Annotated in this window: 22 protein-coding genes; 8 read left to right on the top strand and 14 right to left on the bottom strand. The window is 65.3% G+C overall.

Translation table 11 applies throughout. From position 1 onward, the window contains the following. Positions 1-44: 44 nt before the first annotated feature. On the top strand, positions 45-941 hold the full coding sequence (locus MYCSP_RS05580; RefSeq protein ID WP_088413352.1) for an endonuclease domain-containing protein: 897 nt from the start codon (positions 45-47) through the stop codon (positions 939-941). Positions 942-995: 54 nt separating this feature from the next. Here MYCSP_RS05580 and MYCSP_RS05575 read toward each other — a convergent pair whose 3' ends face one another. Then, positions 996-1,631 carry a DUF4245 domain-containing protein gene (locus MYCSP_RS05575; RefSeq protein ID WP_088413351.1) on the bottom strand — a complete coding sequence of 212 codons (636 nt, stop codon included), beginning with the start codon at positions 1,629-1,631 and terminating at the stop codon, positions 996-998. Positions 1,632-1,672: 41 nt separating this feature from the next. On the opposite strand from MYCSP_RS05575, the gene glpX reads away from it, so the two are divergent. The 3 genes from glpX to MYCSP_RS05560 are packed head-to-tail and all read left to right on the top strand — an operon-like array spanning position 1,673 to position 4,530. Beyond that, entirely contained in the window at positions 1,673-2,701 is a 1,029-nt protein-coding gene (gene glpX, locus MYCSP_RS05570; protein ID WP_083014688.1) for a class II fructose-bisphosphatase, read from the top strand. 30 nt (positions 2,702-2,731) lie between these two features. After that, positions 2,732-4,132 (top strand): class II fumarate hydratase, encoded by a 1,401-nt coding sequence (locus MYCSP_RS05565; RefSeq protein ID WP_083014684.1) that lies wholly within the window; start codon positions 2,732-2,734, stop codon positions 4,130-4,132. 53 nt (positions 4,133-4,185) lie between these two features. Then, positions 4,186-4,530: a hypothetical protein gene (locus MYCSP_RS05560; protein WP_235629525.1), complete on the top strand. Its 345-nt coding sequence runs from the start codon at positions 4,186-4,188 to the stop codon at positions 4,528-4,530. Here MYCSP_RS05560 and MYCSP_RS05555 read toward each other — a convergent pair. From MYCSP_RS05555 to MYCSP_RS05530, 6 genes are all read right to left on the bottom strand, one after another. Next, the gene (locus MYCSP_RS05555; protein ID WP_088415461.1) at positions 4,527-6,875 is read right to left on the bottom strand and encodes a penicillin acylase family protein; all 2,349 of its coding nucleotides are present in this window, start codon (positions 6,873-6,875) and stop codon (positions 4,527-4,529) included. The two genes, MYCSP_RS05560 and MYCSP_RS05555, sit on opposite strands and share 4 nt — an antisense overlap. Positions 6,876-6,877: 2 nt before the next feature. Then, entirely contained in the window at positions 6,878-7,744 is an 867-nt protein-coding gene (locus tag MYCSP_RS05550; RefSeq protein WP_083336278.1) for a polysaccharide deacetylase family protein, read from the bottom strand. Between the two features lie 33 nt (positions 7,745-7,777). Then, the gene (locus MYCSP_RS05545) at positions 7,778-9,136 is read right to left on the bottom strand and encodes a PhoH family protein (protein WP_083014756.1); all 1,359 of its coding nucleotides are present in this window, start codon (positions 9,134-9,136) and stop codon (positions 7,778-7,780) included. Positions 9,137-9,452: 316 nt separating this feature from the next. Further along, entirely contained in the window at positions 9,453-10,259 is an 807-nt protein-coding gene (locus MYCSP_RS05540) for an acyl-ACP desaturase (RefSeq protein ID WP_070913259.1), read from the bottom strand. 127 nt (positions 10,260-10,386) lie between these two features. After that, positions 10,387-11,856 (bottom strand): glycine hydroxymethyltransferase, encoded by a 1,470-nt coding sequence (locus MYCSP_RS05535; RefSeq protein ID WP_088415459.1) that lies wholly within the window; start codon positions 11,854-11,856, stop codon positions 10,387-10,389. Between the two features lie 21 nt (positions 11,857-11,877). After that, positions 11,878-13,086, bottom strand: coding sequence for a DUF885 domain-containing protein (locus MYCSP_RS05530; RefSeq protein WP_083014673.1), 1,209 nt, complete (start codon positions 13,084-13,086; stop codon positions 11,878-11,880). A gap of 53 nt (positions 13,087-13,139) precedes the next feature. Here MYCSP_RS05530 and coaA point away from each other — a divergent pair, with 53 nt between their 5' ends. From coaA to MYCSP_RS05515, 3 genes are read left to right on the top strand one after another with little or no spacing between them, the layout of a single operon-like run. Beyond that, a complete protein-coding gene (gene coaA / locus MYCSP_RS05525) occupies positions 13,140-14,072 on the top strand; it encodes a type I pantothenate kinase (protein ID WP_088413349.1) in 933 nt (310 codons plus the stop codon). Positions 14,073-14,111: 39 nt separating this feature from the next. After that, positions 14,112-14,510 (top strand): nuclear transport factor 2 family protein, encoded by a 399-nt coding sequence (locus MYCSP_RS05520; protein WP_083014669.1) that lies wholly within the window; start codon positions 14,112-14,114, stop codon positions 14,508-14,510. A gap of 41 nt (positions 14,511-14,551) precedes the next feature. Continuing rightward, complete coding sequence (locus MYCSP_RS05515; RefSeq protein WP_070913256.1) at positions 14,552-16,234, top strand: GMC oxidoreductase; 1,683 nt, start codon at positions 14,552-14,554, stop codon at positions 16,232-16,234. A gap of 75 nt (positions 16,235-16,309) precedes the next feature. Here the strand turns inward: MYCSP_RS05515 and MYCSP_RS05510 are convergent, their stop codons facing one another. Then, complete coding sequence (locus MYCSP_RS05510; RefSeq protein ID WP_088415457.1) at positions 16,310-16,744, bottom strand: hypothetical protein; 435 nt, start codon at positions 16,742-16,744, stop codon at positions 16,310-16,312. A 129-nt stretch (positions 16,745-16,873) separates the two neighbouring features. Between MYCSP_RS05510 and MYCSP_RS05505 the strand changes: the two genes are divergently transcribed. Further along, entirely contained in the window at positions 16,874-17,782 is a 909-nt protein-coding gene (locus MYCSP_RS05505; protein ID WP_088413348.1) for an oxygenase MpaB family protein, read from the top strand. Here MYCSP_RS05505 and MYCSP_RS05500 read toward each other — a convergent pair. The 6 genes from MYCSP_RS05500 to MYCSP_RS05475 all read right to left on the bottom strand — a co-directional run bounded on the left by MYCSP_RS05500 (position 17,765) and on the right by MYCSP_RS05475 (position 23,060). Beyond that, positions 17,765-19,129: a hypothetical protein gene (locus tag MYCSP_RS05500; protein WP_088413347.1), complete on the bottom strand. Its 1,365-nt coding sequence runs from the start codon at positions 19,127-19,129 to the stop codon at positions 17,765-17,767. The genes MYCSP_RS05505 and MYCSP_RS05500 overlap by 18 nt on opposite strands. A 26-nt stretch (positions 19,130-19,155) precedes the next feature. Next, positions 19,156-19,743 carry a DUF5701 family protein gene (locus tag MYCSP_RS05495; RefSeq protein ID WP_088413346.1) on the bottom strand — a complete coding sequence of 196 codons (588 nt, stop codon included), beginning with the start codon at positions 19,741-19,743 and terminating at the stop codon, positions 19,156-19,158. A gap of 115 nt (positions 19,744-19,858) precedes the next feature. Next, positions 19,859-21,079 carry a hypothetical protein gene (locus MYCSP_RS05490; RefSeq protein ID WP_088413345.1) on the bottom strand — a complete coding sequence of 407 codons (1,221 nt, stop codon included), beginning with the start codon at positions 21,077-21,079 and terminating at the stop codon, positions 19,859-19,861. After that, positions 21,072-21,440: a carboxymuconolactone decarboxylase family protein gene (locus tag MYCSP_RS05485; protein ID WP_083014653.1), complete on the bottom strand. Its 369-nt coding sequence runs from the start codon at positions 21,438-21,440 to the stop codon at positions 21,072-21,074. Before MYCSP_RS05485 ends, MYCSP_RS05490 begins: the two co-directional genes overlap by 8 nt. Next, positions 21,433-22,311 (bottom strand): NAD(P)-dependent oxidoreductase, encoded by an 879-nt coding sequence (locus tag MYCSP_RS05480; RefSeq protein WP_083014650.1) that lies wholly within the window; start codon positions 22,309-22,311, stop codon positions 21,433-21,435. Before MYCSP_RS05480 ends, MYCSP_RS05485 begins: the two co-directional genes overlap by 8 nt. After that, on the bottom strand, positions 22,308-23,060 hold the full coding sequence (locus MYCSP_RS05475) for an SDR family oxidoreductase (RefSeq protein WP_083014647.1): 753 nt from the start codon (positions 23,058-23,060) through the stop codon (positions 22,308-22,310). Before MYCSP_RS05475 ends, MYCSP_RS05480 begins: the two co-directional genes overlap by 4 nt.

Below are 23,060 nucleotides of genomic sequence, written 5' to 3'. Positions count from 1 at the left end.
TGGATTGTGACCGTGTGTCGGTGGGTTGTGCCAGGGTCGCGCTCATGGGGGATGCATTCATAGGCACCGAACTACTCGCAACGACCGACACCACGCGCTGGACGTTGGAGACACGCAACCGGCGTGTCTATCCGGACGTGTATGTGCCCAACGGGATTGCGTTGACGGCCGCCAACCGCGCCGTTGCGGCGTGGTTGTGGTCGAAGCGCACAGCGGTCGTGGCGGGCCTGTCGGCGGCGGCACTCCTGGGTTCGAAATGGATCTCCCCCGACGGGTCGGCGGAACTAGCGTCCGCCCGCCGACATGCCCCCGATGGGATCACGCTGCATCGCGACCAGCTCGCACCCGACGAATACATCGTCCGCAACGACATGTCACTGACCACACCGGCACGCACCGCGTTCGACATCGGTCGGCGAATGCCCTTCACCGAGGCCCTGATTCACCTCGACGCGCTGTGCCGGGCAACCGGCCTCCGCGCTGCGGACGCACAGAAACTGATCGACCGCCACCGGGGTGCGCGGGGCACGGTGCAACTGCGCGAACTGCTCGGGCTTGTCGACGGCGGCGCCGAGTCACCGCAGGAAACACGCACGCGGTTGGTGCTCGTCAGAGGCGGGCTGCCGATGCCGCAGACCCAAATCCAGGTGATCGACGAGTTCGGCTGGGTGTTCGCCCGCATCGACATGGGCTGGGAGCAATGGAAGGTCGGCGTCGAGTTCGATGGCGCTCAACACTGGACCGACCCGGCGCAGCGCGCCAAGGACATCGAGCGCCTCGCGGAACTGGAATCGCTTGGCTGGCGGATCATCCGGGTGAGCAGCGACATGCTGCGGCGGCCGCCGACCATTGTCGACCGGGTAGCCGATGCACTCCACGCCGCAGGGTGGCGCGGCGAGATGACAATGGCGCGGGCGATTGTCGAGAAGAGACCCGCATAGATGTCATCTCGCCGGGAAAGGGAAGGCCGGTAGAGGGAGAGCGGGGCGGGACAGTCAGCGCGGCAGCGGTTTGGCCGTCTGCACCGCACGTGCGATGGTCCGGAACGCCTCGGTGTTTCCCGCTCCGGTGATCGCGACGGTGGTTCCCGGAGCGGGCGTCGCCAAACGCGTCACCCAGGCGGGCTCGGCGTCCTCGCCACCCTCGTACTTCACCCAGGTGACCCCGTCGACGTCCTCGGGACCACTCGGAACAAGGGCGCCGTTCAGCTTCGGGACGAGCTTCTCCTCGGGAGCGGCGCTCTGCACCACCGCCATGTACGCACCCGCCGGATTCAGATAGCCGACCTTGGACAACGGTCCCCCGTCGACGCTGTCGCGCCCGCCGGAGTTGGCCTGCCAGCCCTGCGGCAACGACGGCTCACGAACGGGGAACGGGAACTGCCGGGCATCGGCCTGCAGCGCGGCGTGCGCGTCATAGGCAGGCGGCTTGCCCACCGTCGGACCGCTGGGGGTGAACGAACACATGCCGAGGATTCCGGCCAACACGATGCATGCGACCACCAGCGGGGCCATCGACCAGAACATGTCGCGGCCGTCCTGGAACAGGCGCGGCTTGGCCGGCCGGGGTGCCGGGACCGCGACGCGGTCGTCGGGCCCGGGATCTCCGTCTGTATCTGCGCTGCCTCCCATGCCTCCCATCCTCGCAGGGGCACATGAAAGAATCACAACCCATGAGCCCGTCGCGCAGAGAAGCCCCGGACCGCAACCTGGCGTTAGAGCTGGTCAGAGTCACCGAGGCGGGTGCCATGGCCGCGGGTCGATGGGTCGGCCGCGGTGAGAAGGAGAAGGGCGACGGTGCCGCCGTCGACGCCATGCGTGAGCTGGTCAACTCCGTTTCCATGCGCGGTGTGGTCGTCATCGGCGAGGGCGAGAAGGACAACGCCCCGATGCTCTACAACGGCGAGGAAGTCGGCAACGGCGACGGTCCGGACTGCGATTTCGCGGTGGACCCCGTGGACGGCACCACCCTGATGAGCAAGGGCATGCCCAACGCGATCTCGGTGCTCGCGGTCTCCGAGCGCGGCGCCATGTTCGACCCCTCGGCCGTCTTCTACATGGAGAAGATCGCCGTCGGACCCGACGCCGCCGATGTCATCGACATCACCGCCCCCGTCTCGGAGAACATCAAGCGCGTGGCCAAGGTGCGCAACTGTTCGGTCTCCGACATCACCGTCTGCATCCTCGATCGCCCCCGTCACGGCGAGCTGATCCAGGACGTCCGCCAGACCGGCGCCCGCATCCGCCTCATCTCCGACGGCGACGTGGCCGGCGCCATCTCCACCGCCCGCCCCAACTCCGGTACCGACATGCTGCTGGGCATCGGCGGCACCCCCGAAGGCATCATCGCCGCGGCCGCCATGCGCTGCATGGGTGGCGCCATTCACGGCAAGCTCGCGCCGCGCGATGACGAGGAACGCCAGAAGGCCATCGACGCCGGCTACGACCTGGACCAGGTCCTAACCACCGAGGATCTGGTGTCCGGAGAAAATGTCTTCTTCTGCGCGACCGGCGTCACCGACGGCGATCTACTGCAGGGCGTCCGGTACTTCGGCGGCGGCTGCACCACGCAGTCGATCGTGATGCGCTCCAAATCCGGCACCGTCCGGATGATCGAGGCCTACCACCGCCTCACCAAGCTCCGCGAGTACTCCGCGGTCGACTTCACCGGCGACGACGACGCCACCCACCCCCTCCCCTGATTCCATCATCGACGACGAGAAGGAAGACCATTGTCTGAACAGCAGTACCGCATCGAGCACGACACCATGGGCGAGGTCCGGGTGCCCGTGGAAGCACTGTGGCGCGCGCAGACTCAGCGCGCGGTCGAGAACTTCCCCATCTCGGGACGCGGCCTGGAGCGCACACAGATCCGCGCGCTCGGCCTGCTGAAGGGCGCCTGCGCACAGGTGAACAAGGACCTCGGCTTGCTGGCTGCCGAGAAGGCCGACGCGATCATCGCCGCGGCCCAGGAGATCGCCGACGGCAAGCACGACGACCAGTTCCCCATCGACGTGTTCCAGACCGGTTCGGGCACCAGCTCGAACATGAACGCCAACGAGGTGATCGCCAGTATTGCGGCACAGGCGACGCCACCGGTTGTCGTGCACCCCAACGACGACGTGAACATGTCGCAGTCCTCAAACGACACCTTCCCGACGGCCACCCACCTGGCCGCGACGGAAGCCGCTGTGCGCGACCTGATCCCGGCGCTGGAGTACCTGCAGCAGGCGCTGGCCACCAAGGCCAAGGCCTGGAAGACCGTGGTCAAGTCCGGCCGCACACACCTCATGGACGCAGTGCCGGTGACCCTGGGCCAGGAGTTCGGTGGCTACGCCCGTCAGATCGAGGCCGGCATAGAACGGGTGCGCGCGTGTCTCCCTCGACTGGGTGAGCTGCCCATCGGCGGTACCGCTGTGGGCACCGGCCTGAACGCCCCCAACGGCTTCGGCGCGAAAGTTGTTGAGGTACTGAAGCAGTCGACGGGCCTCTCGGAGCTGAAGACCGCCTCGGATTCCTTCGAGGCGCAGGCTGCCCGCGACGGGCTGGTTGAAGGCTCGGGCGCGCTGAAGACCATCGCCGCATCGCTGACCAAGATCGCCAACGACATTCGCTGGATGGGCTCGGGCCCGCTCACCGGCCTCGGCGAGATCCAGCTTCCCGACCTGCAGCCCGGCAGCTCGATCATGCCCGGCAAGGTGAACCCGGTACTGCCCGAGGCTGTCACGCAGGTTGCGGCACAGGTCATCGGCAACGATGCCGCCATCACCGTGGGCGGCCTCTCCGGCGCCTTCGAGCTCAACGTGTACATCCCGGTCATGGCGCGCAACCTGCTGGAGTCGTTCACGCTGCTGGCCAACGTCTCTCGCCTCTTCGTCGACAAGTGTGTCGACGGCCTGGTGGCCAATGAGGAGCACCTGAAGACGCTGGCGGAGTCGTCGCCGTCGATCGTGACCCCGCTGAACTCGGCCATCGGTTACGAGGAAGCGGCGGCCGTCGCCAAGGAAGCGCTCAAGGAGCGCAAGACGATTCGGCAGACGGTCATCGATCGCGGTCTCATCGGCGACAAGCTCAGCGTCGAGGAGCTGGACAAGCGCCTGGACGTGCTCGCCATGGCGAAGGTGAAAGATTAATTAAAGCTCGGTTCGTCCATCTGGTCCTCGTCATCGCCGGTATCTACCAGGCGGTGACGGGGACCTGGGCGATTGTGGCTCCCGCGTCGTTCTTCGACACCCTCGGTGCATTCGGCGTGCGAAATGACCACTACCTGTTCGACTTCGGGTCCTTCGCGATCCCGGTCGGGCTGGCTCTGCTGGCCGCGATGAAGTGGCCGTCGTGGCGGGTGCCCACGCTGGCGATAGCCACCGGACATTGGGTGCTGCACACCGTGAGCCACCTGGTGGACACCAATCATCACCAGGGCCAGACCCTGGGATTGCTCGAAGGAATCGGCCTGCTGGTAACGGCCGCACTGCTGGCGCTGGCACTGTGGTTCGCGGCCGCACAGGAGCCCAGCCCCCGAGAGGCCTAGCGCGGCCTCGATATCGTCACCGTGGTCACCGCCTCCTTGGCGACGTCGGCAACGGTGAAGGCCAGCGGACGCAGCTGCTCGGCGCTGAAGGCCTGAGCCCCCGCGTAATACGCCGGGTTCCTGGAATCGTCCGGGTTTCCATAGACCAGAAGCCCTTTCGCGTCCGGCCCGCCGGGACCGTATTGCAGCGCCATGATGAAGCTGTCGCCCTCCTGGACCGGATAGCCGTTGAAGGCGCCCGGAATCGCGCGCAACTCCGTGCCCGGCTCCACCCGCTCCCCCGGGTTGGGTTGCGGCTCGGACGTGGTGCCCCAGGAACAGCAGTCGACGATGTTGGCCGCACCCTCGATATCGGTCCCGCCGCCGACCGGCAGCAGCCGGCCGGTATGGAACTCACGTTGCACATCCCCCAACGGTGCGTCGACCGGGATACCGGCCCGCTGCAGCAGCCGCACCGCGGCAGCGAGTTCGGTGAGCCACGGCGCGACATCGGTGGCCGGAACCGACGGCGAACCAACAGGATTGGCCGGGTTGAAGCCGTCGGCGAAAAGCCGCCCCCGATCCTTGCGTTCCGCCGGGGTGAACCTGGAGAGCCATTCGCGGAACACCACGGCACCCCGCGCGGTCCTGGTGAATCTGCCGTCCCAGCCGGCCAGGGCCGAGCATGCGGGCGCGAGGTCGACGCCGTCGACGACCGTGGTGGCGGTGCACGCCCGCACCAGCGGCACGCGCAGCTGATCGGCAAGGATCGCGCGATCGGAGAACAACGCCGCGCTCACATCGTCGACGGACCACTTGCCACTGTTCTCCGCGAGCAGTCGCGCGTTGGTCTTGGTGCGTGGCGACAGCATCCACCCCTCGCCGCCCTGCTGAGGCTGATAACCGGTGAGCAGCTGATCCGGATGTGCAAGCCACATGCTGTCATTGGCGTTGAAGACGTAGTCGCGCCGCTCGAGCTGCGGCATGTGGTCGTAGCCGATCAGCCCAGGGGCGGCCGCGTTCTCGTCGTCGGCCCAGTCGAAGAGCGATCGGGATCCGTTGAGCACCACCATGCCCGCGGAGCGGAACGCGTCCCTGATCAGCCCCGGCTTTTCACGGTCGGCAGCCCACGCAGCGAGGGCTTCCTTGGACAGATTGGGTGTTCCCGAGGTGTCCACGATCCAGGCGCGCCCGTCGGCGCTCGTCGAGACGGTGTTCATCCACGGCACACCGCGATTCGTGCGGAAGACGTCCTGGAATTCGTCCATGGACCGCGCGGTGGCCATGCCCAGGTATTGGGACAGCGTGGTGTTGGTCTCGGCGTTGGCGTCGGCCATCGCGACGGCCTGCGCCCGGGTCCAGCCGACGGTGTCCACGTCGGCCACCGGACCGTGCTTCGTGGAATAGAGGGTGCGGCTCATCGGTGCGATGCCGTGCTCGCCGGCCACTTCGATGGTGATGGGATCGGGTGTCATCCTCTGGCGCCGGCCGTCGACGTAGTACGCGGTGGGGTCGGACGGATCCAGGTCATAGCGGTACAGCGCGAAGCGGCGCCCGGCGGCCACCGTGGCGGTCCAGGCCACCGCGTCGGTGAATCCAAGCTGCACCAAGGGCATTCCGGACAGTCCGACGCCGTAGACGTTGAGTTGTCCGGGGATGCTCTGGTGCGCCTCCCAAAGGCGGTTCTCCCCCGTCCACGGGTAATGCGGGTTGGCCAACAGTAGACCGCCGCCGGTAGTGGAACGTTCCGAGCCCAGCGCCCACCCGTTGCTTCCCATCCGCGGCGGCGACGGCAACGCACCCGGATGCGGTGCCGAGGCACCCGAAGGCGGCTGCGCTCTGCCGATTTCGGTGATCACGGCGATGCTGGACACGGTCATCACGACATCGGAGAAATGCGCGTACAGGTCCTGTGCGGTGATCGGGCGGACCCAGCCGGCACCGTCGCACCAACCGCCGTTCACGCCGTTGACCGCCAGCGACTCGTTGAAACCCGCGACATACCCGTCGACGAGTTCACGCACCCTGACCGGCTGATCGGACCAACGCTGGGGAGCGTTCTCCCATAGCTTCAGGTGGCGGTAACCGAAATCCATGTCGATGTTCCGGTTACCGACCCCCGGCCCAAGCCACTTGCTGCGCTCGCCACGCACCTTGACGATCTGGTCGATCAGGGTGCAGGCGCGGTCCTCGCCGAATGCGTATCCGGTGCCGTAGCCCAGCGAGCCCCAATCGTCGGCGCTGACGTGTGGGACACCGCGTTCATCTCTGCTGATCGTCGCCGAATAGCGCTGGGCGGCGGGAACTATGACGCTGGCGGGCCCGACAAGCAGTGCCGTGATCAACGCCAAAGCGACCAGGCGCACCACTACTGCCCGACGGCCGGCCCACCCGCACCCTGGTTGGGCAGGTCGGTGATGGGAATGTTGGTGGCGGGCAGCGGCGACGGGGTGTTCGGCAACGGCGGAATCTCCGAGGCCGGAATGTCTTTCAGGAGGTTTACCGGCGGCCCGTTCTCACGGCTGCCGTAACTGCTGCCGGGTTCACGCGGGCCGAGCAGCTTCGTGACGGTCACCGCGTGGTACCCGTTGGCCCGCAGCACGGGAAGGAACTGCTCGACCAGATCCACCGTGCTGGAGTAGGTGTCGTGAAAGAGCACCACTGAGCCCGGCTTGATCTGCGACATCAGGATGGCGCGGCTGGCATCGGTGTTCGCGTCGTTGGCCCAATCGAAGGGGATGACGTCCCAGTTGATGTCGGCCAGGCCCTGCTTCTTGGCTTCGGCCAGCACCTGGTCGTTGATCAGGCCACCGGCGGTGCGGAACAGCTTGGGGCGCTGGCCGGTCGCGGCTTCGATGGCGTCACTGGCCTTGCTCAGCTGGCCTGCGATCGCTTCCGGCGGGATCGTCGTCATGTTGGGGTGTTCCCAGGTGTGACTGCCCAGCTCCATCCCGGCGTCCACCACCCGCTTGGCGCCCGCCGGATCGCGCTGGACCTTGTTGCCGATCTCGAAGAAGGTCGAGTGCGCGCCGTTGGCTTGCAGGATCGCCAGCAGCCGATCGGTGAACGGGCTCGGCCCGTCGTCGAATGTCAGCGCGACACACTTCTCGCGCTGACAGTCCACCGGCTCGGCAAGAGCGCGCTGCTTGTCGGTGACGACGATCGCGGCCGCGATCAGACTTCCCACCGCGGCCGCGACCATGGTCCAACGAAAGACGTCACGCTTGGATAGCACGTCTAACAGCGTAGTAGCCGGTTCATACCGGCCTTACGCAGTGAGCCCGGGCCCGAACTCCTCCAGCATCTCGGTGACCAGCGCGGCGATGGGCGAACGCTCGCTGCGCACCAGCGTGACGTGCGCGAACAGCGGATGCCCCTTGAGCTTTTCGATCACCGCGGCGACACCGTCGTGACGGCCGACACGCAGGTTGTCGCGCTGCGCGACGTCGTGGGTGAGCACCACCCGCGAGCCCGTGCCCAACCGCGACAGCACCGTGAGCAGCACATTGCGCTCCAGGGACTGCGCCTCGTCCACGATCACGAAGGAGTCGTGCAGCGATCGCCCACGGATGTGCGTGAGCGGGAGCACCTCGAGCATGCCGCGCGAGAGCACCTCTTCGATGACGGCCGGTGAGGCCAGACCTTCGAGGGTGTCGAAGACGGCCTGCGCCCACGGGCCCATCTTTTCGCTCTCGCTGCCCGGCAGGTAGCCCAGTTCCTGGCCACCGACGGCGTACAGCGGACGGAAGACCACCACCTTGCGGTGGCTGCGCCGCTCCAACACCGCCTCGAGTCCGGCGCACAGTGCCAGCGCCGACTTGCCGGTGCCGGCCTTACCGCCGAGAGAGACGATGCCTACCGACTCGTCGAGCAAGATGTCCAGTGCCACACGTTGTTCCGCGGAGCGCCCGCGCAGGCCGAAGACCTCACGATCACCGCGCACCAGTTGCACCTGCTTATCCGCGTTGACACGGCCCAGAGCGCTCGAGGTTCCACCGAGTAGCCGGATTCCGGTGTGGCACGGGAGATCCCGGGCCGCCTCCAGATCGACCTCACCGGACTCGAAGAGCGAGTCGATGACTTCGGGGGTGGTGTCCAGCTCGGTCATACCCGTCCAGCCCGAGTTCACCACGTCCTGAGCCCGGTACTCGTCGGCCGCCAGGCCCACGGCACCCGCCTTGACGCGCAACGGGATGTCCTTGCTCACCAACGTCACCAGCTTGCCCTCGGCGGCGAGGTTGAGCGCGCACGCCAGGATTCGGGAGTCGTTGGAGTCGGTGCGGAAGCCCACGGGCAGCACCGAGGGATCGGTGTGATTCAGCTCGACGTGCAGTGAACCACCTTGCGTCCCAACAGGAATGGACTGATCCAGACGGCCATGCTCCAGCCGCAGATCATCGAGCATCCGCAACGCAGTGCGGGCGAACCAACCCAGTTCATGATGGTGTCGCTTGCCTTCCAGCTCGCTGATCACCACCAACGGGATCACTACCTCGTGTTCGGCGAATCGGTTTGTGGCCCAAGGGTCGGACAACAACACCGAGGTGTCGAGCACGTAGGTGCGGATTGATGAGCCGCTTGCGCGAAGATCATCAGCCTTGGTCCCAGGGTTCTTTGAAGCAGTCACCGAGCGCTCCTGACATCCGTGCGGCACCACACGCGATCTGTCGTGGACGCGGTCGGTACCGTGTGTGGACTCCTCATGGAGACCGTCCACATCAGGACCGGGGCCGGTCCTGTCGCTCTCGCCACGATCAGTACCTCCCGGATAGCAAAGCATGTCGCTAGCCATCGCTTTTGACGCTACTCGCACCTACCCGCAGATGCCGCGCACCGAATCAAGCGTGTTGACTAACACCGGGTTAACGCACATTTCGCGCGAGTGTCGAGTTGTCCCACAAAGCACGAATGCGCCCCTGCCCGGGGCTGCACTCGGCGAGGCATCAGAGCCGCTCGGTGACGCCCCATTTGTCGGTGAGTTCGCGGACGATCTCCTCCACGGTGCCCTCGTCGATGATCCCGGCCTCGGCCACCGTGGCGACCTTGTCCTCGTAACCGTCGATGTCGGCACCGATGACCTTCAGTTCCGCGGCACGGGCCTTGATGGCGGTGATGGTGTCTTCGGGGTGCAGGCGCAGGCATTCCATCACGATGTTGCTGAACATCTGCTCGTGACGGCGCTCATCCTTCTCGATGTTGGCCAGCAGGCCCTTGAGCACGGCGTCCTCGGTCTGCGCAGAGAGGTTGCGGACGAATACCGCGTGCATCTGCTCGAAGAACGCGTTGAACACCAACGTCTCGATCTGCGTGTACGAGTCGGCCCTGTAGCCCTTCATGACGTGGGCCAAGCGGGTGTCCTCGTCGGCGTTGGGGTCGGCGTTGCGGGTCACCACAAGGAACTCGCGCAGCGCGATGGCGTGCAGGTTCTCTTCGGCAGTCCAGCGTCCGATGAAGTCGGCCCACGGGATGATCTCGAGCGAGAAATGCTCCACGATCTCGCGGTGGTAGCCCGCGAGGTTGTCCTTGGTGATGAGCAGGATCTGAACGGCGTCGACGACAGCCTTGGGCAGCTTGACGTCGGAGGGCTCCCAGTCGCGTCCGCCCAGGAAGGCGAAGTTCTCGCCCTCGTCGTAGGGGACGTGCTCGTGGGCGTACCAAAGCTCCGCGGTGTCGCGGTGGCGGTCGATGGTCTCGGCGACGACATCCGTCAGCTCAAGAGTCAACGCATTGGGTACAGGTTTCTGTGCCATGCGGTAACAGTAACCGGACGCGACAGAATTGTGAAATCGCCGCGCGGCCCTTCGCCAACAGACGTAAAAGCCCCCGAAACACCAGCGTGTCGGGGGCTTTTACGTCTGCTCGGGGTGACTAAAGACCCTAGAGAGTCAGGCCCGGGTACAGGGGGTTTGCGGCCAGTAGTTCCGCCGACTCAGCCTTCACGCGGTCCGCGACTCCGTCGGCGAGCGTGTACTTGGCCTTGGAAGAACCTGCGGTGCCTTCCGCAGGACTTGTGTTGGTCAGCACCTCCACGACGAGCTCGGCCACTTTGTCGAACTCGTCGGCGCCGAATCCACGGCTGGTGAGTGCCGGGGTGCCGAACCGGATACCGCTGGTGTACCAGGCGCCGTTGGGGTCGGCCGGGATGGCGTTGCGGTTGGTGACCACACCCGCGTCCAGCAGGGCGGACTCGGCCTGACGTCCGGTGAGCCCGAAGGACTGCACGTCCAGCAGCACCAGGTGGTTGTCGGTGCCGCCGGTGACCAGGCGGGCGCCCCGCTTGAGGAAGCCCTCGGCGAGAGCCTTGGCGTTGTCGGCGACCCGCTGCGCGTACGCCTGGAACGAGGGCTGACGCGCCTCGGCCAGGGCGACTGCCTTGGCGGCCATCACGTGCGAGAGCGGTCCGCCGAGCACCATCGGGCAGCCCTTGTCGACGGCATCGGAATACTCGGCGGTGGCCAGCACCAGCCCGCCGCGCGGACCGCGCAGCGACTTGTGGGTGGTGGTCGTGGTGATGTGGGCGTGCGGTACCGGGTTCTCGTCGCCGGTGAAGACCTTTCCGGCGACCAGACCGGCGAAGTGCGCCATGTCGACGAACAGCGTGGCACCCACCTCGTCGGCGATCTCACGCAGCTTGGCGAAGTTCACCCGGCGCGGGTAGGCGGAGTAGCCGCCCACCAGGACCAGCGGCTTGAACTCACGCGCGGCGGCGGCCAGGGCGTCGTAGTCCAGCAGGCCGGTCTGCGGGTCAGTGCCGTAACTGCGCTGGTGGAACATCTTGCCCGAGATGTTCGGGCGGAACCCGTGGGTCAGGTGACCGCCGGCGTCGAGCGACATGCCCATGAGCCGCTGGTTTCCGTACTGGTGGCGCAGTTCCTCCCAGTCGGTCTCGGACAGGTCGTTGACGTTGCGCACGCCCTTCTCGGCCAGCGCGGGCGCCTCCACCCGAGTCGCCAGGATCGCCCAGTAGGCAACCAGATTGGCGTCGATACCCGAGTGCGGCTGGGCGTACGCGTACGGCGCACCGAACAGCTCGCGGGCGTGCTCGGCGGCCAGCGCCTCCACGGTGTCGATGTTCTGGCAACCGGCGTAGAACCGATGCCCGATGGTGCCCTCGGCGTACTTGTCCGAGAGCCAGGTGCCCATGGTCAGCAGCACCGCGGGCGAGGCGTAATTCTCGCTGGCGATCAGCTTGAGCGAATCGCGTTGGTCGGCAAGCTCTTTGCGCGTCGCGTCGGCGATACGCGGCTCGATGGTCTCGATGACCTCAAGCGCCGAGCGGTACGCGGCGCTGGCGGTCTCGGCGTACTGCGCGCCCTGTGCGATGTCGGCTGAAGCTGTGTCGGTCATGGCCATCAGCCTAGTCGGCGGTTACACCAGGGTGGACGCCACCAGGGGCTCATCGAGCAGCCGTCCGAAGCGGGTCGTGAGTGACTGCTCCGGCGGCCGACGATCCAGCCAACCCTTCAGCAATTGATAGCCCTCGACATAGGTGGAGATATACGCCCGCCACAGCGGCGAGGACAGGAATTTGATCATGTGACGGGCCCGCTCATCGGGCACCAGCAGCCACCGTTTCAGGAAGGCGATCACGTCCTCGACGTCGCGATGCTCATCGTGAAGCATGAGCGCGGCGTCCTGGCGCACGTTGATCAGTCCGGCACGCGCCCGACCGATGGCCTGGGCCTGCTCGCCGTCGAAGCGCAGCCCGAGGTCCGCGTAGATCTCCTGGGCCCACAGCCCCCAGTCCTCGCCGACGGCCGCGTAGAGGGCGAGATCGGCGAGCCCCTCGGCCATCAGGCACTGCGGCGTATTGACCAGGAAGATGGTCTGTTCCTGCTGGTCCCCCAGGTGCACCAGGCCGGCCTCCTTGCGGCAGTGCTCGGTGTGGTGCCCCGGGTAGGACTCGTGGGCGATCAGGGCGGGCACGTTGTTCAGGTACTGCTTGAGATCGGAATTGACGGCGACCGTCGAGCGATAGTTGCCCTCGTAGTAGTTGAAGCCCGACCAGGGTTTGTCACTGACGATCTCGTAGGTCACCGTCTCGGTGTCGGGCAGCGGAAAGTCGGCACGCACCCGATCGCGCAACGCGCTGGAAAAGGCGTCCACGCATTCCTGTAGGCGATTGGGATCGATCTCCTGGGACCGGTCATAGGCAGTCTTGCGTTCCAGCAGCGAACCGCCCTCAGGCAGAACGGCTTCCAGGGCACGGTGCGCTTGGCGGTAATTTTCCTCGTCGCCCTTGGCGATACGCACGTCGAAGTAGTCGTGCACCTCGTCGACGAATCCGATGTCTTCCCCGGCGAACTTGCGTCCGGCGCAGGCCAGCGCCTTCAGATGCGTGTCGATGAAGGCCTTGCGCGCACCGTCGAGATCGCTGGCGGCCAGCTCCGACCGCAGCGCCTCGGCCTGGCGGGCCAGCTCCGCCGGATCGGGGGTGGGCTCGTTCTCGACACGCTGCCGCAGCGCGGGATCACCGGTGAACGAGTCGACGTAGCCGCTTTCAATCCGGTCAAATCGCAGCCCGAGCAGCAGGTATTCGGTGACAACACTGCTCTTCGACCCGCCGTTATCGCCCATGTCACATAACCCTAGTGCCGCGTTTACGGAGGGTTACTGCAAGACTTGCGTCCATGCCGCGGCTGAGCGAGCCGAGCCCCTACGTGGAGTTCGACCGGAAACAGTGGCGCGCGCTGCGCAAGTCCACGCCGCTGGTCCTCACCGAAGAAGAGCTCTTCGGCCTACGCGGCCTGGGCGAGCAGATCGATCTGACCGAGGTCGCCGAGGTCTACCTGCCACTGGCTCGTCTCATCCACCTTCAGGTGGCCGCCCGCCAGCGGCTCTTCGCCGCCACCGCCACCTTCCTCGGGGACCAGCACCCGGACCGTCTGGTCCCATTCGTCATCGGCGTCGCGGGCAGCGTCGCGGTCGGCAAGTCGACGACGGCCCGCGTGCTGCAGGCGCTGCTGGCGCGATGGGACCACCATCCCCGCGTGGACCTGGTCACCACCGACGGATTTCTCTACCCCAATGCCGAACTATCCCGGCGGAACATCATGCACCGCAAGGGATTTCCAGAGAGCTACAACAGGCGCGGACTGCTGCGATTCGTCACCGAGGTCAAATCGGGAGCCCACGAGGTCACAGCCCCGGTGTACTCACACCTGCTGTACGACATCATCAAGAACGAGAAACACGTTGTGCAGCAACCCGATATCCTGATTCTCGAGGGCTTGAACGTGCTGCAGACCGGTCCCACCCTGATGGTCTCGGACCTGTTCGATTTCTCGATCTACGTGGACGCACGAATCGAGGACATCGAGCAGTGGTACATCTCGCGGTTCCTGGCGATGCGCTCCACATCCTTCGCAAATCCTTCTTCGCATTTCCACCATTACGCCAAGCTGTCCGACAGGCAGGCAACCCTTGCCGCACAGGAGATTTGGCATTCGATCAACCTGCCGAACCTGCTAGAGAACATCCTGCCGACCCGGCCACGCGCGACGCTGGTGCTACGCAAAGATGCCGACCACTCGATCAACCGGCTGCGGCTACGCAAGCTGTAGACCCTTGAACAAAGTAGACCGAATGGTATATTCGGCCTCATGATCAACGACGTGGTTGAAACCTGGCACGGCATCATTTCGGGCGCGAACCCGGACGCACTCAACGACCTGCTGGCCGAGGACGCGACCTTCTACTCCCCCGTGGTGTTCACCCCGCAGCAGGGTAAGCAGATCACCGCCATGTACTTGTTGGCCGCCTTCGCCACGCTTGCCGGGCCCGATAACAACTTCCACTACACCAAGGAAATCCTGGACGGGAACACCGCGGCACTCGAGTTCGAGGCGACCGTCGACGGCAAGTACATCAACGGAGTCGACATCATCACCTGCGACGATGCCGGAAAGATCGTGGAGTTCAAGGTCATGATCCGTCCGTTGCAGGCCATCAACCTGCTGCACGAGAAGATGCGTGCCGCGTTAGCCCAAGCGCAAGGCTGATTTCACCCCACAGCGCACGACCAACCAGTAGGTTGACCGCCATGGACTATGACTACGACGTAGTCGTCATCGGGTCCGGTTTCGGTGGGAGCGTTGCGGCCCTCCGCCTCACCGAAAAGGGCTACCGAGTCGGCATATTAGACATGGGAAAACGCTGGAAACGCGAGGATTTTCCCCCGAACAACTGGCACGTACGCAAGGCGATGTGGGCACCTGCGCTGGGATGCTTCGGCCCCCAACGACTCACCGTGCTCGGCAAGACCTTCATCGCCAGCGCGGTCGGCGTCGGCGGCGGATCGCTGATCTACGGCAACACCCTGTACGAGCCTTTGGAACAGTTCTACACCGATAAGCAGTGGGCGCATATCACCGACTGGAAATCCGAACTGGCGCCGTATTACGACCAGGCCAGCCGGATGCTCGGGGTCACGCAGACTCCGCACACCACCCCGCCCGACGAGGTGCTGCTTGCGGTGGCCAAGGACCTGGGAGTCGAGGACACGTACCACCCGACCAACGTGGGTGTGTTCTTCGGAGACGAGCCCGGCAAGACGGTGCCCGACCCGTTCTTCGGCGGCGCCGGTCCCGAACGCTCCGGCTGCATCGGGTGCGCGGCGTGTATGACCGGTTGCAAGCACAACGCCAAGAACACCACCGAGACCAACTACCTGTACCTCGCCGAACATGCCGGCGCCGAGATACATCCGCTCACCGAGGTGCTCGACGTGCGGCCCTTGGAGGACCGAGAAGGCTACGCCGTCAGCACCAAACAGACCGGGCGGCTGGTGCGCAAGAAGAAGCGCACGTTCACCGCACAGCATGTGGTGTTCTCGGCGGCATCGCTGGGCACCCAGCGGCTGCTGCACAAATTCAAGGATTCGGGGTCGCTGCCCAACCTGTCGGATCGCCTGGGCGAACAGACGCGCACCAACTCCGAATCAGTGCCAATCGTCTACTCCCCCAAGCGTGACGACTTCTCACAGGGGGTCGCTATCACGTCGTCCATCCACCCCGAACCCAACACCCATGTCGAGGTGGTCCGATACGGGGAGGGCTCGACCTTCCTGAGCATGTTGGGCACCAACATGGTCGACGGCGGCCCGTGGCGTTTCGCACGAACCTGGCTGGCCAACCTGCGGCACCCCGCGATGATGTTCCGGTCGATGTTCCCGTACCGCGCGGCGCAGCACTCCATCATCGTGCTGGTGATGCAGTCTCTGGACAACTCGCTGACCACCTATCTCAAGCGCGGGATGTTCGGCAAGAAGATGACCGCCAAACAGGGCTCGGGAGAACCGAATCCGGACTGGATCCCGGTGGCCCATGATGTCGCACGGCGGATGGCCGACAAGGTCGACGGATACGCGGGCAGCACCCATCTGGATTCGATGAACATCCCACTGACGGCCCATTTCATCGGCGGCTGCCCCATCGGCGATTCCCCCGAGACCGGCGTGATCGATCCCTACCAGCGGGTCTACGGCTATCCCGGGCTCTACGTCTCCGATGGTTCGGCGATCTCGGCGAACCTGGGGGTGAACCCGTCGTTCACCATCACCGCCCAGGCCGAACGCGCAATGGCATTCTGGCCCAACAAGGGTGAGGCCGATCCTCGTCCGGCATTGGGCTCGCCATACCAGCGTATTGCTCCGGTGCAGCCCAACCGTCCGACCGTTCCCGAGTCCGCGCCCGGCGCGCTGCGGTTGCCGCTGACCCCGGTGTAGACAGAAAGGTGCCGGGCCACCAAGCGGATGGCCCGGCACCGGCTCACCACGGAATCGGGTGAACCATGTGGGCGGCTACGCGGAGCGCAGGCGCCGTAGTCCGGTGAACTGAATGTCCGCCATGACAGCGGTGTAGACGCCGAAAGCGATGCACAGCGTCACCCCGGCAGTGGTCAGCGGTACCCATTTCATGGCACCCGCCGCCACGTAGAGCACGGTCGCCAACAGGTTTCCGGCGATGTAGACGATGCCGATGGTGCCGAGCTTCGACCTGTCGGCCCGGCTCAACACGAAGGCCAGCACGCCGTAGGCGATGAGGGCCGCGGCATGCGCCACCTGGAATCCCAGCGGCGGGCCAAGTGGCTCGACGAGCCATTTCGCCGCGATCAAGAGGCCGACGGCAACGGTCCCGGTGGCGATGCCGTCGAGACCGATCCCGAATCGCAGCAGTGAGTCGGGCTGGGCAAACCGTGTGCGCAGTACCGAGGCGTTCTCCGAGGCTATGGACATTGCGGACTCCTTCTGGGAAAGCTCCGTGAAAAGCTGACACCACCGACGTTTCTCGGAACGCACTGCCATCTCGACATTCGGCACTGCCAATCCCTGCCAATTCGCCGCGTGATGTGCCATCATCAATGGATGACAACAGCGGATGTCATCCCTATCGCACCGGGCGCGCAGCTGGGCCGTCATTCATTGTTGTGGCGGTGGGCAGGCGATATGCGCATTGCCTTCACCGGCGGTACGGCCGGGCTGCTGCAAACGATGGATCCTGCGATCGGGTACGCGTTGATCGAGCACTCGAACTTCTTCGCAGACCCCGTCGACAGGGTGTTCCGCTCGTTGCCCCCGATCCTGGGCACCGTGTACGACGATCCCGCCGCCGGTACCGGCATGAAGGTGCGCGACTTTCATCGCGGCATCAAGGGAGTCCAACCCGACGGTGTCCGGTACCACGCGCTGAACCCGACAACCTTCTGGTGGGCCCATGCCACGTTTCAGGTGATGGTCGAACAGACCATCGACAGGTACTCCCGTCATCGGCTCTCCGACGCGCAGCGCGAGCAGCTCTACCAGGAAGGCATCGAGTGGTATCGCCGGTACGCGATGAGTGAGCAGCCGCTGCCGCCGAATAGGGCCGCTTTCCAACAGGAGTGGGACCGCTACTGCGACGAAGTGCTGACGCCCAACCCCGCCGCGGACTACCTGATGAAGGTCATCGAGGGGCGTGCCGTTCCGGACATGAGCAAGTCGCCCTATCTGCCGGTGGCTTCCTACCTGAAACCCGCCGCCAAACTCGCACTGCCCACCACACCGATGCGGATGGCGTTGGCGCCTCCACTTCGGTTGACCATCTATGGAGGCCTGCCTGCCCAGGTGCGTAAGCGATTTGGGATCCGCTGGAACCGGGCCGACGAGACGGCCTACCGGGCGCTGTGCCGTGCCGTGCCGCTGGCGTGGCCGTTCATCCCGACATCGTGGAGATGGCATCCGGGCAGCCACGCCGGATGGCGACGCGAACGGGGGCGGTTACCGCGCCCCTGGTGAGACGGTCTGCGCACGCAGATCCGCCGCGATCAGCTTGGCCGCGGCGTTCTGCCAGTTGTGCAAGGAACGCTGCGGCACCTCGGTGACCAACCACTGCCACGCCTGACGCGATACCGGGTCCAACCCGGCGGCCGTCGCACCTTGCGCGTATGCCCGCACACCCATCACATACGGGAAATACAGGGCGTTGTAGTAGCGCCACTGGTCCGTCGTGCCGAAGTCGCCGCCTTCCCGGGGCTTGAGCCGTGAGATGGATTCGGCGAGCACCGCCCTGAGTTCGTTGGCACGTTCGACGGGCTGATCCGAGGCGCCGCGACAGGTGAGTCGTTCCTCGATGGTGGGCAGCGAGGTCAGCGGGCTGGCGACGAGTTTGGCCAGATCGCCGTAGTGGCTGAGAGCGCGACGGGTGAGCCGGGTGAATGTCTCATCATCGACACCGTCGATCGGCGACGCCGACTTCAGCGGCAGCGCCGCCTCGGTGCTGCGCAGCTCGGAGCGTTCCTGGCGCAGCTGCGGAGAATGTGAGAAAGCCAGGCGGTCAAGGAAGTCGGCGAATGGGCCCGATTGCACCTGGATACAGACGGCCAAGCCGACGCTGGTGAACAGCAGTACCACCAGCGCGACCGACTGGCCGACCACCGCGATGCCGACCATGGCCTGCGCGCCGAACAGCACACCGACGAGGATCGAGGCCACGAATGAGCGCAGCATGTCAGCGCGCAGCGCCTGTCCCTCGTCGAAGGCGTCCCAGAGCGCGACGCCGAGACCCAGGAGCACCAGGTCGAAGCCCGTCGACGCCAACGCCAGCCAACTCGGCACGATGCCGAGCGGAATGATCAACTGAGCATCGCCGAGGGTGAAGAACATGGTGGCCACCAGCACGACACCACGCGCCGAGCCCGGTATCGAGGCGCGTCGGCGGAACAGCAAGATGGCGGCCCCGACGGCGGCGGTCCCATTGGCACAGAACATGATCCAATGCCCCAGCCGCGCGGGACCGGCGATGGTGCCGGCCAGCGATGCACCCACCAGCAGGACCGTCGCCAGGATGGCGCCGGGTATCGCCATGGTGGCGCGATCACGCCATCGTTCGCCGGTGTTGGTGAGTTCCAGCAGCACCATCAGCCAGGCGACGCTAGGAATGATCGCGGTGAAAACCTCGATGCGGCCGAGGAGTTCGGCATCGGAGCCCGGAGTCACCCGGATCGCGTCCAGCGCGACGACGACGGAGTAGCCGATGAGTCCGATGGCCGCCAGAACCAGGACAGGCTTGCGGGGATTGCGGGCGAGCAAGTACAGACCCAGCCACCAGCTGAGCCCGAAGACCAGTGCCGACATCGCCACCATTACCCATAGTGTGCCAGGTCGGCGACCTAACAGGGCACCCGGCCACCGCATGAGGCGGTGCCCAGCCAGGTGTGCGGATTGCGATCCCAGCACCACCCGAGCTTCGGCCGCCGATCGGATATCCAGATCGCCGGTACCCGCTGCCCCTTCCCGCGCGAAGCTGCCAGCGAGAAACACTTGTTCTTGCGCAACATATCCGGGCGCAAGGTCACCAACGCGATGCCCTCGTCGATGGTGAGCGGCGTGCGTCCGCGTGTACTGATCGTCGCCAACGCGGACTCCGGTGTGACATTGCAGAACTCGCTGCCGGTATCGATATCGGTGAGCAGATACGCCTGTTGCGGGATATCCACAATCGGTTGGTACACATCGACATCGCCGGCGTCCAGGACGTGAAAACCCTTGCGGCCATCCAGGCTCATCATCGGCGCGGTCTGTTCGTAGCTGGTTCCGGTGACGACGAGGACGAAGGGAATGTGATCGTCGGGATCGACGCGTGAGGCGGGAAGGTCCGCGACCCTGGCGCGAAGCAGGGTGGCATTCTCGGCGAGGGGGTATCCGAGGTCGGTCAGGTGGGCGAGCTGGCGATCGAATTCCGCCTGGGCAGCGAGCATTGGCCGTCAACGCAACGCGTCCTCAACGAGTTCCCGCGAGATGACACTCATGCCGGGAATCGGGCGAAATCACCCGCGTGAGTGTCATCTCGGCGTCTTAGGCGACGCGTCCGCCTCACACCACGGTCAGCGGCAACGACTTGCGGGGCTCGAAAACGAACCGTGCTCCCCCACTGACATTGGCGATCATCACCTCGGGCAGCAACCTGTCCTCACCGTCGTGTTCGACGAAGGAGGCCGTCCACTCCGCGGTATCGCCGGAAACCTCCACGCCGATGTGCGGATCGACCGCCGTGGCGATGGCCTGCAACGGTCGCGTTTCGGACGGGCCGCACAGCGATATCCAGGCCTGGTCCTCGTGCGCGGGTGACTCCCACACGTGGAGCTGACCGCCGGAGATTTCGGCATTCACATAGCCAATCGGACTCAACAGCGGGTGCACCTGAAGTACCCGGAGGACACCCTCGATCCCGCCGGGTAATCGCAGCGCCTGCTTGATCCGCGCACCCGCGACGCCCGCCAGCCCGATGAGCTGCTGGGTACAGATAGTGCGCGCCAGCTCCGAATCTGCCCGCTTGTGCACGGCGATCGAGAACCCGAGGAACAGTAGGTGCATCTGCAGGCAAATCTCGTCGGCTATCCGCACCAGTGCCGAATGTGAGAACGCACCGAAGTCCAAGTCCGACAGCAGCGGTCCGGCGTAGTCGGAGGCTCCTACGTCGGCGGGATCGATCTCTCCCAACTCCCAACCGGCGGCGATCGATGCGCCGACGACGTCCAGGGCCGGGATTCCGGACACCGCCGGATACGACTCGTCGATGGTCACCGTCCACGCACAATGCGGATGCCGGTCGGCGGGCGTGCGCGGCGGCCGGTGAATCGGACGAACCTGCGCATGCGGATTAGTGGCAAAGGCCGTCGCATCGAAAGTGGGGTCTTCGATGTCGTGGCACATACCTGTCACGTAATCGGGTCCGAGCGGTTCGACGTCGAGCAGCGCACCGCAGTGGTCAAGATGAAACTCCCCGTGCCACTTGTCGTGCACGGTGTACCGGAAGTCCATGAACTGGGGCGGCGCGCCGATGTCGAGTTGCATACCCTTGAAGATGGTGATCACGTCGTCGCCCTCGAACCGCAGCGCCTTCTGCATGCGACGGGTGTAGATCGGGCTGGACGACGCCCACTCCTCGATGGCGACCTGCAGCATCTCCTCGCGTCCGAAATGCTGTATGCAGTAGGCCATTCCGGAACGATCGATCAGCTGACCGATCAACAGCAGCTCCGGCACCAGGACCGCCAACTGGTCCCGGGACAACTCGGAGAACCGGCTAGTCACCCGAAGATTCCTTGGACCGTTTCGCGATCGCCATCTCGACGTGCTTGTTGACCCGTTGCCCCAGCGGCCACCCGACGTAGTGGGTGATGAACAGCGCGACCTCGCGCAGTTCGGCATCGGTGAGTTCACCGTTGGCCAGGGCGGCCCCTGTCTGGATCTCCAGGATCTCGTCGAGTCCCAAGGCGCTCACCGCGCCGAGAAGCAGCAACCGGCGATCGCGCATCGACAACTCCGGACGATCCCAGATGGTGCCGAAGAGATGATCAGCGGTGTACTTGAAAAAGTCACCGGGCAAGTCCGGCATGTCCCAGCCGTAGACCTCCTTCATCTTGTCCAGGCCCTTGCGGCGCAGCTCATCCATGGATCTCTCCCTCGGTAGACGGCACAGTGTGTGGCACACCAAGACTGGCCGCCAGCCGTTCACGGGCCAACGCCGCCAGCGGCAGCTCGACGGACTGCTGTTCCCCCAGCGCCAGTGCCAGACTCAGGTCCTTCTCGCCGAGACCACGCACATGCGTGAAGATCGGGAACCAGAAGCTGTCCGATGTCACCGGCTCTGTGGTGTCTCGCAGCATGATGGCCCCCGGCCCGCCGGTGATGGCATCCGTGTGACGAACCACCTTGCCCAGGTCGGCGATGTTCAATCCGCAGCTCTCGGCCAGGCGCTGGGCCTCGCCCGCCGCGGTGAAGGCGACGAAATGTAGGAGGTTGCGCGCAAGCTTCATTCGGGTGCCTGCGCCCGGCGCACCGGCGTGGATCACCAACGACGCCCATTTCGAGAACGGTTCCTTGACCCTCGCGAACGTCTCGTCGTCGGCACCCACCATGGTGGCCAGCTCGCCCTTGTGCGCGCCGGGTGCACCCCCGCTCACCGGCGCATCGATGACGTGAATCTGCTTCGGCGCCAGCTCGTTGGCGAGTTGCACCGCCGTCGCATCACTGATCGTGGAGTGAATCGCGATGATGGTGCCGGGCTTGGCCTTGGTGGCCAGCTCACCGACTACCTCACGTACCTGTGCGTCGTCCAGCACGGTGACACTGATGAGGTCGGCATCGGCGACATCGGCCAGGTTTTCCGCCGAACGCGCGCCGGCCTCGACAAGCGGCGCCATGGTCTCGGCCCGCAGATCGAAGACCGTCAGGCCGCCGGGCCAGTCGACAAGCCGCTGGGCCATGGGCGCACCCATGTTGCCCAGACCGATATATCCGAGTGAGAGAGCAGACTGCGTCATGACCGGATGATCTGTCCGCCGTCAACGTTGAACACCTGGCCCGTGATCCAGGACGCCTTGTCCGACAACAGGAACAGGCACATGCCTACCATGTCGTCGACGGTGCCCATGCGGCTCAGCGGGATGTTCTTTACGAGCTCGCTGCGGAACTGCTCAGGCACCGTGCCGCGGGTGGCCTCGGTGTCGGTGGGCCCCGGCGCGATGGCGTTGATGCGAATCTTCTGGCCACCCAGTTCACGCGAAAGCTGCTGCGTCAGACCATTGATGCCTACCTTGGCCAGCCCGTAGAACCCCGAGTACAACCAGGCAGCCGTGGATGATTGGTTGACAATGGCGCCGCCGCCACGCTTGGCGATGTGCTTGTACACCGCCCGGGTACACACCAGCGCGCCATCCTGGTTCACGCTCATGAACTTCTTGTAGTAGTCCCACGGCACCGACAGCAGCAGATCGAGCTTCATGCCGCCGTAGATGGCGGCGTTGTTCACCAGGTAGTCGATACCGCCGAACTCTGCGACCGCCTTGTCCGCCATGGCTATTGCCGAATCGGGGTCGGACACGTCAACACTGGCGAAAATCGCCTTGCCGCCGTCGGCGACGATCTGCTTGGCGACACCCTCACCCATCTCGGTGTTGATATCGGCAACCACCACCGCCGCGCCCTCACGGGCCAACGCGTGTGCGTATGCCTCGCCGATGCCCTGTGCGGCGCCGGTGACGATGGCGACCTTGCCCTCGAACTCTCCCAT

Origin of the sequence: Mycobacteroides saopaulense (genome assembly GCF_001456355.1) — a bacterium.
GTDB classification, from domain to species: Bacteria; Actinomycetota; Actinomycetes; order Mycobacteriales; family Mycobacteriaceae; genus Mycobacterium; species Mycobacterium saopaulense.
Note: the sequence above shows the minus strand (reverse complement) of the source record. Positions and strands in the feature narration are given on the sequence as shown.

Excerpts from the sequence above, each read along its gene's own strand:
- MYCSP_RS05580 (WP_088413352.1), top strand. The coding sequence starts at position 45 with ATGGGGGATGCATTCATAGGCACCGAACTACTCGCAACGACCGACACC.
- MYCSP_RS05575 (WP_088413351.1), bottom strand. The coding sequence starts at position 1,631 with ATGGGAGGCAGCGCAGATACAGACGGAGATCCCGGGCCCGACGACCGC.
- glpX (WP_083014688.1), top strand. The coding sequence starts at position 1,673 with ATGAGCCCGTCGCGCAGAGAAGCCCCGGACCGCAACCTGGCGTTAGAG.
- MYCSP_RS05540 (WP_070913259.1), bottom strand. The coding sequence starts at position 10,259 with ATGGCACAGAAACCTGTACCCAATGCGTTGACTCTTGAGCTGACGGAT.
- MYCSP_RS05535 (WP_088415459.1), bottom strand. The coding sequence starts at position 11,856 with ATGACCGACACAGCTTCAGCCGACATCGCACAGGGCGCGCAGTACGCC.
- MYCSP_RS05530 (WP_083014673.1), bottom strand. The coding sequence starts at position 13,086 with ATGGGCGATAACGGCGGGTCGAAGAGCAGTGTTGTCACCGAATACCTG.
- coaA (WP_088413349.1), top strand. The coding sequence starts at position 13,140 with ATGCCGCGGCTGAGCGAGCCGAGCCCCTACGTGGAGTTCGACCGGAAA.
- MYCSP_RS05520 (WP_083014669.1), top strand. The coding sequence starts at position 14,112 with ATGATCAACGACGTGGTTGAAACCTGGCACGGCATCATTTCGGGCGCG.
- MYCSP_RS05515 (WP_070913256.1), top strand. The coding sequence starts at position 14,552 with ATGGACTATGACTACGACGTAGTCGTCATCGGGTCCGGTTTCGGTGGG.
- MYCSP_RS05510 (WP_088415457.1), bottom strand. The coding sequence starts at position 16,744 with ATGTCCATAGCCTCGGAGAACGCCTCGGTACTGCGCACACGGTTTGCC.
- MYCSP_RS05505 (WP_088413348.1), top strand. The coding sequence starts at position 16,874 with ATGACAACAGCGGATGTCATCCCTATCGCACCGGGCGCGCAGCTGGGC.
- MYCSP_RS05500 (WP_088413347.1), bottom strand. The coding sequence starts at position 19,129 with ATGGTGGCGATGTCGGCACTGGTCTTCGGGCTCAGCTGGTGGCTGGGT.
- MYCSP_RS05495 (WP_088413346.1), bottom strand. The coding sequence starts at position 19,743 with ATGCTCGCTGCCCAGGCGGAATTCGATCGCCAGCTCGCCCACCTGACC.
- MYCSP_RS05485 (WP_083014653.1), bottom strand. The coding sequence starts at position 21,440 with ATGGATGAGCTGCGCCGCAAGGGCCTGGACAAGATGAAGGAGGTCTAC.
- MYCSP_RS05480 (WP_083014650.1), bottom strand. The coding sequence starts at position 22,311 with ATGACGCAGTCTGCTCTCTCACTCGGATATATCGGTCTGGGCAACATG.
- MYCSP_RS05475 (WP_083014647.1), bottom strand. The coding sequence starts at position 23,060 with ATGGGAGAGTTCGAGGGCAAGGTCGCCATCGTCACCGGCGCCGCACAG.